Here is a 14,921-nt window from a genome sequence, read left to right on the forward strand (position 1 = left end):
AGGGCGGGGAAGTTGCTTGCTGTTAATGCTGAATCGGCCCGATGGCGGGCGCGTCGGCGAACGACGCGCAATGCGATTAACAAAAATTAACAGGCCTGATTCCTCCGAATCGTGGATACGCAGTTCAGGTCGAAAAGCAAAGTCTGCGATATCGAAAATCACGATCGTCGAATAATCGTTGGGAAAATTATTGGAATAATTCAGCAGTCAAGGTCAGCGATGGGGCAATCTGTTTCGTCTACGAATGAGTCAGCAACGACTGCCACATCTGTCGCTTGCCGCTGATCACGGCAGTCGATGCGGGCTCTGGCTTGTCATCTCAAATTGGTGCGAGCGAGTTCGACTATCTCGTCTCCACGGCCGTTGAGGATGGCACGCAGCATGTACAGGCTAAAACCCTTCGCCTGGGCTAACTGCACCTTTGGCGGCATAGCGAGCTCATGCTTCGAAGTCACAACATCAACGAGGGCGGGGCCCGGGTGAGCAAATGCCTTCTTCAGGGCGTCGGCAATATCTTCTGAGTTTTCGACCCTGATGCTGAATAGTCCCGCGCTTTGGGCAATCGCGGCGAAGTCGGTTTTTGCCAGGTCCACATTGGTGTCAAGGTACCCAGCGGCTTTGAGTTCCATTGACACAAATCCAAGAAGGCTATTGTTGTAGACCACAACCTTGATGGGCAGCTCAAGTTGACGGGCGGTCAGCAGATCGCCAAGAAGCATCGACAGCCCCCCATCCCCTGATAGTGAAACGACCTGGCGGCCAAGATTGGCGCCTTGCGCACCGAGCGCTTGCGGCATGGCGTTCGCCATGGAGCCGTGATTGAAAGAACCGTGAATCTGGCGGCGACCATTGACGGTAAGGTAGCGCGCGGCCCAGACAGTCGGTGTGCCCACATCTACGGTGAAGATTGCGTCTTCACTGGCCGTTTCATCGATGAGCCGGGTCAGGTACTGCGGATGAACAGGCTGACCGGGCGCCGATGGAGTGGCAAGCTCGTCAAGGCTTTTGCGAGCTTGCTGGTAGTGCTTACGGGCATTGTCGAGAAAGCCCCGGTTTGTTTTCCGTTGCAGCTTCGGCAGAACAGCCTCCAGTGTCTCCTTGACGGTACCGACAAGGCCGAGGGCGAGCGGCGCGCGACGGCCCAGCTTGGCGCCATTCCAGTCGATCTGGATTATCTTGGCATCGGTCGGATAGAACGGACGATATGGGAAATCGCAACCGAGCAGCAATACCGTGTCGCTGGAAAGCATTGCGTGGTAGCCGGAGCTGAAACCAATCAAACCTGTCATTCCAACGTCAAAAGGATTGTCCCACTCAACGAACTGCTTGCCCCGCATCGCATGTACGACCGGCGCTCCCAGAACATCAGCGAGAGCGACGACCTGATCGTGCGCGCCAGCCGTTCCGCTACCGCACATCAGCGTCACAGCTTCGGAACCATTCAACAACGCTGCAAGACGTTCGATATCAGCGGGCGCCGGGACGATTGCAGGCGGGGCAGAAGTGAACCAGCTCGGAGCTTCCTCGGGAGCATCGCTAAGCGCGACGTCCCCGGGCAGCACAATCACGGCGACGCCACGAGACTCGATGGCCGTTCGCATGGCTCTCGCGAGTACACGGGGAAACTGGGAGGCATTCGAGACCACTTCGGCATAGTGGCTACACTCGCGAAACAACTCTGTCGGATGAGTTTCCTGAAAGTAGCCAAGGCCGATTTCCGTCGACGGTATGTGCGCCGCTATGGCTAGAACCGGTTGCTGATTTCGGTGGCAGTCAAAGAGACCATTAATCAGATGTAGATTTCCTGGGCCACAACTGCCGGCACACACCGCGAGCTTACCCGACGAAGCCGCATCTGCCCCAGCGGCGAAAGCGGCGACTTCTTCGTGCCGCGTATGCATCCATCGAATTGAACCCACCTTGTCGAGACTGTAGGCAAGGCCGTTCAGACTGTCACCGGTCACGCCCCAGATTCTTTCCACGCCAGCTAGTGCGAGGGTTTTCGCCAGATAGTCGGCGATAGTCTGCTTCGCCATGTTTTGCTCCTTTATCAAGGATTTGGACTGGCGAGTGCCAGTGCCTTGTCAAGCCCGGTCCAAAAACGTCAGCCATTCGATTACGGGCATGAAGCCCATCGTTACGGAACACGTTTGGGCCGCGAGTGCCGCCGTTCACAGCGCCGCTTCGCTACATGCGGACACAATATTCAACGCGACAGGAGCGCAATCAGACCGCCTTCTGTTGCAATACCGAGGATTGTGCTGATCAGAATCGTCGCCGTTGCATCGGCCGTGTAAGTCTTGTTTCGCAGCGCAAACATCGCTGCTGCCGTGGCAGTGGGCACAGCACCTGTGATGATTGCCTGATGGGCGATGCTGCCAGATAGCCCGAACAGGAAGCACCCTGCAGCCATCAGGGCCGGCTGCAGGAGATTTTTCATTCCCAAATTAAAAAGGACGTTCGGATTGATCCGGAATTTCTCCCCATAAAGCATCAGTCCAAGCGCAAAAAGGGAGGTCCCACCTGCTGCCTTCGACATCAGCCCGACCGCGTTCTGAACCGGAACTGGCAGCGTGAGATGGGCGAAGCTGATTGCGACGCCCATCAGAGGAAGCCATACGATGGGATTCCTTACGGCGCCGAAGACGCTGCGTAACAGTATCTGCAGAATCATCGAGAGGCTTGTGGACTCAGCGGTATTGCCACTTAGCTGGGTCAGAACAATCGTTAGGGGCAGCATGAAAATGCTTGTGACCAGATTGCCGACAAGTACCGCGAGGAACCCTTCGGGTCCGAACATCGCCGCAAGAATTGGTGCCCCGAAATACGCCATATCCGGAAACCCGCATACCAGTGCCTGCATCGTTGAAGTTTTCAGATCGTGCCTGAAGACATAACGGCCTGCCGCTAGTGCGAGCACGAACGTCCCCATCAATCCGAATGTCAGACACAAGCCCAGACCTGGGCTTCCAAGCTTTTCTGGCGACGTGCGAGTGGCGCCTTCAAACAACGCAAGTGGTAGTGCAAACTTGACGACGAGCACGGCGAGGACGCCGGCATCGTCGTGATGGAGCATACCGAGACGTCCAGAAAGCCATCCGAGACCGATCACGAATGCAACGGGCAGCAAGCCATTTAAAATGGTTTCGATCAATGCGCACCTCTGTTGACGGTGGCCATGTTCAATCAGCCTCCGAGTCGCGGTCGTAGGGAAGGTATAAGGGATCCCACACTCGTTCATGAACCAGATTCTCGATTTCTGAGGCTTCGACGCCTTCTGTGAGTCCCTCGTCGAGCGCCTGTCGTGCAACCGCGATGGCCACCGATATGGCTACTTCGCGCAACGCACTTACTGGAGGCAGAAGAGACGCTTCGGGATCGCCCTGTGCCGGAGAGGCCGATGCAAGGGCTTTGGCTGCGGACATAAACATTTGGTCGCTGATGTGCCTGGCCCGTACGGCGATCGCCCCCAAACCTACGCCGGGGAAAATATACGAATTGTTGGTTTGAGCGACCTTGAACTGTTTTCCGTTTTTCATGAGTGGCGGAAACGGACTTCCTGTGCCAATCACCGCCTTGCCGTCGCTCCACGCGTCGATGTCCGCAGGAGTCGCTTCTGCGTGCGACGTCGGGTTGGATAGCGGGAAAATGACTGGCCGTTCATTGTGCTTCGACATCATCCTGACAACCGCCTCGGAGAAAACGCCTGCCTGTCCTGAAACCCCAATAAGGACGGTAGGCTTCGCATTGCGAACAACGTCAAGCAACGCGATTCTGTCGGGATGGTCGAGCGTCCACCCGTTGGTCGTGGCCTGGGGCTGGAGGAACGGTAACTGGAAAGTTGCAATGTTTTCCATTCCTTCGACGAGCAAACCTTCCCGGTCAACCATGAAGAACCGCTTGCCGGCGTCTTCGTCTGACAGGCCTGCGTCCACAAGTGCGGTGCGAATGAGACCTGCGATACCGCATCCCGCAGATCCAGCCCCCATCACTACAATCCGTTGCTCGCCAAGCGGTACGCCCGTGACGTTGATAGCGCTCAAGAGAGTTCCGGTTGCAACTGCAGCGGTGCCCTGCACATCGTCATTGAAGGTGCAAAGCTGGTCACGGTATTGACTCAGGAAACGGGTTGCATTGCCTTTGGCGAAGTCCTCCCATTGCAGAAGCACATGAGGCCAACGCTTTTTTACGGACGAAACGAACGCATCAACAAAGTCGTCATACTCCTGCCCACGTATTCTTTCGTGTCGCCAGCCAATGTAGAGCGGGTCCTGGAGGCGGTCAGGGTTGTCGGTACCGACGTCAAGCATCACCGGAAGCGTCGTAGCCGGGTGCAGTCCTCCGCATCCCGTGTAGAGCGACAACTTGCCAATGGAAATGCCCATTCCTCCAGCGCCCTGATCGCCCAGTCCGAGAATCCGCTCACCGTCCGTCACCACGATGGCTTCGACTGTATCAAACCTTGGATGAGCAAGAATCCTGTCCATCCGGCTCACGTGCGGCGGACTGAGAAAAATCCCTCGTGGCTTCCGAAACAACTTGCTGAACTGCTCGCATCCGGCGCCTACCGTTGGTGTGTAGACGACTGGTAAAAGCTCTTCCAGATTCTGCACAAGAAGTGCAAAGAACAGCGTTTCGTTTGTGTCTTGGAGATCACGCAGGAAGGCATATTTTTCAATAGTTGACTCGAATCCCCGCAGAGCCTGGAGGCGACGGGAAACCTGCTCATCTAGCGTTCCGATATTTGGCGGAAGGAACCCATGCAGGTCGAACATATCCCGCTCCCTCTCTGTGAAGGCGGTACCTTTGTTCAGCAGAGGATCGGCCAGCAACTGGAACCCGAAGAGCCCGGTTTTAAGTGTGGTTGCTTTTGCAATTTGTGATGAGCTGTTTGACATGTGTTCCTCGGGAGATTCTGAGCACGAGCTTTGCTGCAAGAAAGATATGCGGGTCACGCCCCGGGCCACTGTGGACAAGCGATGGATTCTTTCAATTCGTGAAAATCTATTCGATAGTTTGGAGGCGCGAAACGTGGTGTTGCTCCGGCCTACGACTGATGGCCCATGCGAATTTTTCGCGTCAAGACTAATATAGGAATCTTCCGCTGAGCCACAGTTCTGAAGCTTGAAATCTTGGCGAACATGATCTTTCCAGGCGACAGGAGACGCGGTTGTTGCTAGGTTCGTGACGCTGCCCGTCGCATTTGTCTATCGGTGAATTTATCGCTTATTCGGGTGAAGACCGACTGCGAATGCGGGCCTACTGAGCCTTATGGCTTCGGCTCAATTTTCGTCGTACCGTGCGCCGCGTTTGCATCCGGCGGGCGATATGACGCTGCCGCATGGACGGCGACAAAGCCGGATGGCTACTCGCCAAAGCAAGACGCATGGCCCTGCGGATCGTCTTAGAATAGTTCTGACAGGGGCGAGATGTTCCGAGGGCAAATGGGCGATGACGAGCGCACATCAATCCAGATATCTCGCGGAGATAAGCCGATGCCCGCGTCCATGGCTGATTCACTCGTTTGAACATGACCATAGCTACTCCAGAAGTTATGAAGCGGCACATCACAAGGCGGATGTCCGATTTGCACCGCAGAAACGTTCACACAGCACCTCATTGGCAGACGTAACCGGGTCTACGATCGACGAAGGCCGTCATGACGTTTATCTCGGCGTCGATGATTTCAGTTTGGTCTTGGGACTCATTCGACGGCAGTAAAAGCTTGCTAATAATCGCTAATAGGGCGGCGATTTAGTTATCCGAGCCGCACGTTGTGCATGGTCCGCGCTAGCCTGCCCAGTCCGGCATATGCCGACGACCGCGAGACACGTGGGCTTTCTAAATTTCTAGTAGACCCATCGGCCGTAAATTTGACGTTTGCCGAAAAACGGTGCCAGGGCACCGGAAAGATCGATTAAATGCAGGGGAGTTACACGATGACAAATAAGCACGCGGGCAACAGCCCGCGCGGATGAACGGAAATTCTTTCAGTTGCGCGATTAGCGCGCAACCCATTTAGTCGATAGCTTGGCGGGTATGACTACGGTGCAGGTAGTCCCGGCTGAGAGTATCAGACCGTCCGGAACTGAGTCGATCTTGATACGCACCGGAACGCGCTGGGCGAGCCGTACCCAGTTAAAGGTTGGGTTCACATCTGCTAGCAGTTCCCGGCTTTGCGGGTTGTCCCGGTCGTAGATGCCGCGTGAAACGCTCTCCACGTGACCTTGCAATACACCGCCGCTCATCAGGCGCATTTCAGCTGCGTCGCCGATGGCAACGTGAGGTAGTTTCGTTTCCTCAAAGTAGCCGTAGACCCAGAATGAATGGCTATCAACGATGGCAAGTTTGGCCGATCCCGCTATGGCATAGTCGCCCTGGAAGACGGCAAGGTTAGTGACATAGCCGTCGACAGGCGAGATCACCCGGGTCCGTTCAAGATTGAGTTTTGCCGCGTCCAGCGTTGCGAGCGCCTGCTGGTACGCCGCTTCAGCAGCAGACGCGGAATGGGTTGCGTTATCCCGGCTTTCTTTTGAAACGACAAGGTTGTCAAGATCATCGCGACGCTTTGCATCGTCTCGGCGCATTTGCAGTTCGGCCTTTCGCGCAGCCACTGCCGCTACTGCTTCTTCGACAGCAATCTGATAATGAGAAGGGTCAATCTGCATCAGGAGATCTCCCTTTCTGACTGGTTGGTTGTCGTGAACAGGAAGCCCCACAACGGCACCAGAGACATCCGGCGCAATATTAATGATGTTGGCACGCACACGCCCATCGCGGGTCCACGGTTCGTCCATGTAGTGAACCCATAACGATCTTCCTATCAATGTCGCAATAGCGAAAATCACAATCGTGATGACAAAACCCAATATGTTTCGGATGTACATGATTCGACTCGCTTCAGCGGTAGACGGTAAGACCCAATGAGCCGCAAACACAAACAAGCAGGCATGCCCTGAATAGAGTTGGATGCCAGACGATCCTATAAAGGCCGGTATAGGCAATCAGGCGATCCAGGAACCAGGTCAGCACGCCGCCAACGACAAACAAAAGCACGATGGCCGGAATGTAAGCATCCAGGACCGCGATTTCACGTGGCATGGTTTAGTCCTATCTCATTTGGCTTTGTTTTGAGACACGCGGTACTTGTCTAGTGGTGACTGCGGATCAAGGAGTGCGCTACGGATGAAATGCAGGTGACTTAAAATGCGTCGCAGGCGGGGCTCCTGATCATGATCAACTGGGTCTGCAAGGACGTTCACCAGCATTCCCACAGTGGAATTCGTCGCGACGAGCGCGTCATGCATGTTCTGGTTACTCGGTCTGCCAAACAGAGTGGCCAATGTTTCGCGCATTCTACGTTCGGCTACCCTCCATGCGACCGCATTCCCATGCCGTGCGTGGCGTGACAACCGCGCAATCTCTTCCCGAAGGTCGACGACGGCACCACCAACCTCAAGCACCGAAAACATCCAGAGCAACGCGTCGCGCTTGAATTGCGGATTGTTATCCGGGGTTGTTGAAGCTTGAAACATCAGGTCGCGAGTGCCGCTTTCAAATCTCGAGCGCAGACCACGGAGGCGCCCATGACATGCCACCACAGCCTGGCGCCGCAACTCTCCCATCAACCGGTTTCGCATCCATCTTGTCGATGGGGGAAGGAAAACGGCGAAGGCAATCGCGCCGACCAGTGTGGTCACGGTCAATGCTATCGCGTCGTTAATCAGGCCCGACGGGTTGTACTGGATGACATTGTCAGGCCCGGAAAGAAAGCAGAAAAATATGCAATAGCCAACACCGTAGCCCACCAGCTTCGGTCTGGTGGTCATGAATACGCCAAAGAGAAGGAACGGGGTTAGGGCGGCGCAAAGGAGCGGAAAGCCGTCAATACGAGGATAGATCCCGAAGGTGACGAACAGACCTGCGAGAGCAGACAACCCCGCTCCGATTGCCATCTGGATTGCCATGCGTGTTGGATTTGGGAAGGTAGACGCCAGTGCAGACGTCGTCGCACCGACCGCAAGCAGGGTTGGCCCGCTCGGCCAGGCAGTCTCAATCCAGAACGCTCCAAGGACAATCACAAGTCCCGTTGCTCGGAGGCCTGAAACTGCAGCAAAGATTGCATTGGTCTTGGGCTCGTAACGTTCAATCCAGCGTTCGCGCTCATGCGTGTCCACCGCAAGAGAGGCATAAGTTGCCGAATACGCGTGCAGGTCATCGACAAATCGATAGAGCAGCTCCGACGCTGTGTCGAAGTCCAGAAGCGGCAGGTTCGGCTGATTTTCAAGCGTGGATCGCGTAGCACGAAAGCGTCCCGGAAGCTTACGCTTAAAGTCTTCGAGCTGCGCGGCGGCAACACGTGCATCCGCTGCAGTCAGGATCGGTTCGCCTGATTTTTTCAGCAAGGGGCCGATCTCTCTATAGTACGGCTCCAACGCTTTTATCACCTCGACCGCTCTTTCTGCATACAGTCGGTTCATTAACTGATGCAGTGCTCGAAAGCGCGTAGATGTCGTCATGAACTCGCTATTTAGGCGCGAAAGACGCCTGCTTCGCAGCCTTGAAAAGGCGCTTTCAAAAACTGCTACGCTTCGTGCTGCCTCAAATCCAACAATGTCAGCCACGAAGCTCGCATTGGTTGCCTCAATGCCAGCCCGGTCGACCTCTCCCTCAAGTGAGGATGAGACATACTCCACAAATGCGCTGTACCGAGCGCGAACAGTTGTGCGGATTTGCTCGCCTGTGTATTGGGGAAAAATCAGGCCACTGACCGCGCCTGAGCAGATGATGCCAACAACTACCTCAGCCACGCGTGTTAGCGCGGATAGAAACGCGCCATCTGGATTCTGTGATGCAGGAAATCCAATCAGCGCAGCCGTGTATCCTGCGAGCACAAAGCCATATGAGCGGAAGTTGCGATATCGTGCGGCTCCAGCCGTACAGATACCTACCCAGATCGCAGTCGAGAGGATGAACAGTTCAGGTTGTTGAGCAAAGAGACCGATAAGTGCGAGCATCGCAAGAAGCCCCACCACGGTGCCGCAGATCCGATAAAAGCTTTTCGCGAACACCATGCCGCTTTGAGGTTGCATCACGATAAAAACCGTGGTCATCGCCGTTCTCGGCTGCGGGAGTTCAAGCTTCATCGCCACATAGAGCGAGAGGAAGGCGGCGATGAGGGCTTTGACGAGATAAAGCCAGGTGCTTCCATCCGTGCGCATCCAGTTACTTGCGGCGGAAAGCATTGCCGTTGCCACTGGACTGCGGGGCGTTGTCTGTGCGCGCGTTTCCATGTCTCACTCCCGTGCTTTGTTTGGATCGGCGGCACTAGCCGAATCTGTGTTGTTGAGAGGAGTAACCGGGGGAGAGCCGGTTGATGTGGAACTCGGGGTTATACGGCGTCGGCCATGTGCGGGTGCCATTTCGTTGCTTTCCGGACTATCTTCAGACTCCACGAGCCCACCACCGAGAGCCGTCATCAACGACGCATGTGCGTTCAAGCGCTGCGCCTGTGTACGAGCGACTCCTTCCTGTGCTCGCAGCAGCTGATTTTGGGCGATTAGGACATTCAGGTAGTCAGTCAGGCCTCGACGAAAGCCTTCTTTGGAAAGATCGTAGTTTTTGCGAGCAATAGCGACCGACCGCTCCGCGTCGGCTTCCTGCGTTTGAAGTGAGCGCATCCGGACTACTTGATCCGAAACATCCTTCAGTGCGCTGATAATGGTCTGATTGTATTGTTCTACGGCCACATCGTAGCCCGCGTCCGAAGCCCCGAGCTCTGAGCGCAGACGGCCGCCATCGAATATCGGTAGGGACAATGCCGGCCCTGCAGTCCATCCACCATTTGCGGCACGAAGAAACCGAAAGAGTGGGCCTGCGGCAGCGAAGCCACCGAATGACGCAAGTAGATTGACATCAGGATAGAAATTAGCTTTGGCTACGTCGATGCCCCGCGCTTGGGCCGCGACCGTCCATCGGGCCGCGACAACGTCCGGCCGATGGCCGAGTAGTTCCGCAGGCAATGCAGAAGGTAGCTTCGCAGGCGTATCAAGTGAAAGCTTTGGGCGCATGATTGAGTCGCCTGCACCCGGGCCCTTTCCTGCTAGGGCTGCAAGCTGATTGCGGCCAAGTGCAACCTCTTCCTCTAAGGCATCAATTTCGCGTTCATATTCAGGAAGAGGTGTTTCTGCTTGGGTCAACTCCAGTTGAGTGCCGAGGCCCCCTTTAAGCCGGCGACTTGCCAGATCATAAATCTGATGCTGCTGTTCGAGAGTAGATCGAGCGATGTCAAGCAACGCGTAATTCATCGACAGGTTGATATAGGTCCGGGCAACGTTTGCCTCAAGCTCAAGTTGAGCTGCACGTTCATCAGCAGCTGTTGCATGGGCGAGATCGAGTGCGCGTTCGGCAGAATTCTTATCCTTTCCCCACAAGTCCAGGTGGTACGTCAGTCCCACCGTCCCAACGTTGTTCCACGTAGTCGCGTCAGCGAGCGGCCCGGGACCGTAGAAAACGTTGTCCGCCCAATGCTGGCGTTCGATAGAGAGATTACCGTTTAGTTGGGGCGCCAGAGTGGAGTGCGCCACGCCCGCCAACGATACTGCTTCACGTACTCTGGCTTGCGCGACTGCAAGCGTGGGACTGCTTTTCTTCGCCGCCTCAATCCACGCGTCAAGCTGGGGATCGCTATACGCACGCCACCAATCGGTCATAGGCCATTTTGCATCACGGTTCGCAGTTTGAATGGCCGCGCCAACGTCGATGTCTTCCGGCTCGATTCGTCGAGAGTCGGGTTTTAAGCTCCCGTTGCTCGCGCAGCCATCGATTAATACTAGCGCTGCAATAGATATGAGGGTTGCGATCCCTTTTGATATCTGAGATTGCACGAATCCCCCTTTCGTTTATTAGCAGAATGTAGTCGCTGAGAATTATATCTATTTGACGCAATCCTGAATAATTCGATGCAACAATGTATTGTTGTCGATGCTGTAATAATTAGAGTTGAGACGTGTGCAAAAATCGCTATGGCTAACAAAGGGGAATCATGGATACCTTACATAGCATGCGGATGTTTGTTCGCGTCGCAACGGCGGGGAGCTTTACTGCTGCGGCCCGTAACCTCAATACAACAACTGCCTATGCGTCGCGCGCCGTCTCCGATCTGGAGGCGCACCTGAGGATAAGGCTGCTAACCCGTACCACGCGGCGCATAGCGCTCACAGAAGCCGGCAGACGGTACCTGCAACGCTGCGAACAAATTTTATCGAAGGTAGACGAGGCCGAAGCGGAGGCGTCTGAAGGTCTTTTAAAGCCTTCTGGAAAATTGAAAGTTCATGCAACGGCGGCCCTCGGTCAACACTACATCGTGCAGGTAATCAGTCGTTACCAGCGACGATTTCCGGACGTCGTGGTTGATCTCACTTTAAGTCAGCGAATGCCCGATCTGCTGGAGGAAGGTTATGACGTGGCACTTGTTTTCGCGCAAACCGTGATGAACTCAAGAATGGGCTGCCGGCGCTTGGCAAGCGCATTTAGCATTGCCTGCGCCTCTCCTGGGTATCTTGAAAGGAATGGGCGACCGTTAGTCCCGTCCGATCTTTGCAGGCACACCTGCTTGCAATCAGCCTTTCCGAATTCGTCACGCAGTGAATGGACGCTTGACGGCCCCAATGGTCAGGAAGTCCACGCGGTTGGCGGCGCCGCTTTTCAAGTGAACTCAGTCGACGCTCTTGCCGTTGCCGTACGGGAAGGCATGGGAGTCGCCTTGCTGCCTATCTATCAGGCAATCAGAGGTCTTCGAAACGGCGAGTTGGTCTGGATACTGCAGGAATACACCGCTGAGAACATGTATCTCTATGCACTGCATTCGTCACAAAAATATCTGGACGTGAAGATCGCGGCATGGATCGAATTTTTACAAGAAGAAATTCCGAAGACGCTGGCCGAAGATCAATGTCAACCTAATGACTTAACGAGCGGCGAGCTCGCTCCCAAAGAATTGGCGCGACGCTTGGAAGCGATTCGATCTGCGCGTGGCCAGTAATGACTAATCGCTTGCTCATTGTAATAAAGCGATTATCATCGGATATTTAACTATAAATTAGCGCTTTTTAACTTGAATTTCTTGGTTAAATCGGAAACTCTCGAGGAATAACGATATTTATGAGAGTTGACACCCGCCGAGGGGTATAAATGGACGAGCTGCTCAAGATTGCTCTGCAAGCACATGGAGGGCTTCAGAATTGGACTCGTGTGCAGTCAACAACGGCCCTGGTCAAAGTTGGCGGGAGCCTTTGGAAACTGAAGGGGCAGCCCGGTATGGCTTCTGAATTCACTGTGAATGTTGACCTCAGACGTCAGAGTGTCTTGATAGGGGGCCGAGCGCCAGACTGGCACGGTGATTTCCGCTCCAATGTTGTTAGGCTGCATGGTCCCGCTGGGGCCGTGGTTGAGGATCTTAGAGATCCTCGTCAGTCATTCGGAGGGCACACTCCACAGACCCCATGGAGCGCCTCCCAAGCGGTGTATTTCTGCGGTTATTCTCTGTGGACGTACTTGACGATTCCTTTCCTTTATACCTATCGAGGGTTTAGCACAGAAGAGCTTCCGCGTTGGACCGAGAATGGTGAAATCTGGAGAAAACTAAAAGTGGTCTTCCCTGATTCCATTGCAACTCACTGCCGGGAACAGATTTCGTATTTTGGGGCCGACGGACTTCTACGACGGCATGACTACAACGTTGATATAGCGGGTGGCTCACCTCGATCGGACTATCCTAGCGACTACGTGACTATCGCAGGGATTAACGTCCCGATGAAAAGACACGTTTTCTCGCGCGACTCGGCAGGACGGGCAATCCGTGAAATGCTACTCGTGTCGTTTGACACTGCATTTCAGGAGTTTCGGTAGCTCAGCGATCCACAACCGAGCTTTTCTGAGCGAATACGCGTCACACATCCATACTTCGCTTGCGTAGATCATACCTGGCGGCGTCACATGCATCAGATGGATCTGTTCGGCCGCGTTTAACGAAATTTAGCGATGCTTTATTCGGTATGGAGATCGCGGGCTGTCACTATACTTATCTACTGTGTCCGCATCCCACGAGCACCTATCGTTCAATAGCCTACAGGAGTGCCGCTTGCCTATGCCTCGCGAGTAGGACGAGCGACTTCACACCGCAGGCCGAAAATTCCCGACCGCAAAAGACTTGGTCCGGACCATCTCAGACAAGAATCAGTTACCGGAAGTCGATTGATTCCTGTGCGGACACAGGTATAGATTGAGCTTTGAACAGATGACGTGGGCGCTGGAGCGGACGTTTTGCAAAAGCTTTGATTCGATTACGCCAACGTTCGCCCAGCTGTGCAGGGGTCGACTGCAGTCTGGCGACCCACTACACCTTAGACGCCGCTAGCCCAATTCGAGATGTTTCTTCCATAAATTCTAGAGATCCGAAGGAAACGATGATGCGCGCCACCTATCTGTTTTGTGCCGGGGTGCTGACTTTTTATTTGACTATAGGTGCGGCTGCCTGGGCTAACCGTTGCCGCATTATTCCTTTTTGGGGATTTGTAGGTGTGTTGGCATGGACGCTTATGGAGTTCACCATTGGGACAGTCTGCGTTCCAGCCAGGCGTCGTCGCGGCGCACTCAGGCCCGATATGTTGCATCGTCGACGGATCGTTCAGCGGACTATGCGCAAATTGCTTTGGGTCTCGCAGTGCCACTAGCACGAGAGTTATTGGGTTCAAATATGGAAAAGTTGTAGGGTGGCGGCTTCGAGGGGGTCCGCAACCGAGAAATGGTTACTGCAGACTTGTAAGTCGAACGCATCAGGAGATTAGATTATGGAGTACGTTGAGAGCTTGCGAGTCTTTCGCGTAGTTGCGGAGACGAGGCGGTTTGCTCTAGCGGCTGATTTGCTAGGAATCACGCCTTCAGCAGTCTCCAGAGCTGTTGCCGGGCTTGAGCAACGCATTGGTTGTCGTCTTTTCAATCGAACGACGCGCCAGGTGTCCCTCACCGAAACTGCTGAGAAATTTTACCTCGGATGTTGTCGGATACTGGACGACCTCGACGCGCTCGAAAGCGAAGCGTCAACCGAAATGCCTGAGCCTACAGGCGACCTAAGGCTCGTCGCTCACACAACCGGCATGCTGAATCGGCTCGCACCGCTTATAAGCTCCTTCAACAAACGATATGGTCGTGTCACTGTGGATATCACACTGACTGAGCGTGCGGTTGATCTAACTGACGACGGTTTCGACGTGGGAATTCTGTTGCCGCAGATGCAGATAAACAATACTTTGGTGACTAAACTATTGGAGAAGATCCCTATCGTGCTCGTCGCATCTCCTTTGTACTTAGCGGAATGTTCCGAGCCCACTCATCCAGCAGACCTTGGTAAACACCGGTTTGTTCCGATCTCGCCTTCTTTGCGGACGCCCGAGATCATAGTTGGGACGGGTAAGGGCAGCTTTAAGGTCCCGTTGAATTTCCATGTTGCATCAAACAGTTTGTCACTTAATACGCAGTTAGTGTTAAACGGACTGGGCATTGGAATCATACCGACTGTTCTTGCCGAAGCAGAAATCACATCTGGCAACCTCATCCAGATTCTTCCAGGCTGTGAACTGAATGATGCATCCTTAGATTTGTACCTTACTTACAGCGGTAGAACGCCAATGCAGAGCAAGATAAAAGCCTTTGCGACGCACGTCTGTGAGTTTTTTTCAAGAGATAGCCAGATGTTATCGCAGAACCGTAGATCGAGGGAGCATGAGATCCCATGTGAGCCGATGGAACTTACGAAGGTCAACCTGGAGGGCGAAGGTACACTTGAAGCTTCGACCTGAGGTCTTTCAATGATGACGGCGCATTAGGTCACGGGGTCACGCGATGAGCCGCAGGCACCTCGA

The 14,921-nt window shown here is 54.5% G+C and carries 9 protein-coding genes; 2 read left to right on the forward strand and 7 right to left on the reverse strand.

Features of this window, described 5'->3' with window-relative positions:
* Positions 1-314: 314 nt before the first annotated feature.
* The 7 genes from poxB to P3T18_RS15165 form a co-directional block, all read right to left on the reverse strand.
* Complete coding sequence (gene poxB / locus P3T18_RS15135) at positions 315-2,036, reverse strand: ubiquinone-dependent pyruvate dehydrogenase (RefSeq protein ID WP_429300726.1); 1,722 nt, start codon at positions 2,034-2,036, stop codon at positions 315-317.
* A 170-nt stretch (positions 2,037-2,206) separates the two neighbouring features.
* On the reverse strand, positions 2,207-3,154 hold the full coding sequence (locus tag P3T18_RS15140; protein ID WP_429300727.1) for an AEC family transporter: 948 nt from the start codon (positions 3,152-3,154) through the stop codon (positions 2,207-2,209).
* Between the two features lie 28 nt (positions 3,155-3,182).
* A complete protein-coding gene (locus P3T18_RS15145; protein WP_429300728.1) occupies positions 3,183-4,898 on the reverse strand; it encodes an NAD-dependent malic enzyme in 1,716 nt (571 codons plus the stop codon).
* Positions 4,899-6,002: 1,104 nt separating this feature from the next.
* Positions 6,003-6,887, reverse strand: a complete 885-nt coding sequence (locus tag P3T18_RS15150) for an efflux RND transporter periplasmic adaptor subunit (RefSeq protein ID WP_429300729.1) — start codon at positions 6,885-6,887, stop codon at positions 6,003-6,005.
* Positions 6,888-6,900: 13 nt separating this feature from the next.
* Positions 6,901-7,101, reverse strand: a complete 201-nt coding sequence (locus P3T18_RS15155) for a DUF1656 domain-containing protein (protein ID WP_429300730.1) — start codon at positions 7,099-7,101, stop codon at positions 6,901-6,903.
* 14 nt (positions 7,102-7,115) lie between these two features.
* The gene (locus P3T18_RS15160) at positions 7,116-9,293 is read right to left on the reverse strand and encodes an FUSC family protein (RefSeq protein WP_429300731.1); all 2,178 of its coding nucleotides are present in this window, start codon (positions 9,291-9,293) and stop codon (positions 7,116-7,118) included.
* Positions 9,294-9,296: 3 nt separating this feature from the next.
* On the reverse strand, positions 9,297-10,886 hold the full coding sequence (locus P3T18_RS15165) for an efflux transporter outer membrane subunit (protein ID WP_429300732.1): 1,590 nt from the start codon (positions 10,884-10,886) through the stop codon (positions 9,297-9,299).
* A gap of 158 nt (positions 10,887-11,044) precedes the next feature.
* On the opposite strand from P3T18_RS15165, the gene P3T18_RS15170 reads away from it, so the two are divergent.
* Positions 11,045-12,043, forward strand: coding sequence for a LysR family transcriptional regulator (locus tag P3T18_RS15170; RefSeq protein ID WP_429300733.1), 999 nt, complete (start codon positions 11,045-11,047; stop codon positions 12,041-12,043).
* Between the two features lie 1,807 nt (positions 12,044-13,850).
* On the forward strand, positions 13,851-14,858 hold the full coding sequence (locus tag P3T18_RS15175; protein WP_429300734.1) for a LysR family transcriptional regulator: 1,008 nt from the start codon (positions 13,851-13,853) through the stop codon (positions 14,856-14,858).
* Positions 14,859-14,921 lie beyond the last annotated feature (63 nt).

Origin of the sequence: Paraburkholderia sp. GAS199, from assembly GCF_050436585.1 — a bacterium.
In the GTDB taxonomy this organism is placed as follows: Bacteria; Pseudomonadota; Gammaproteobacteria; order Burkholderiales; family Burkholderiaceae; genus Paraburkholderia.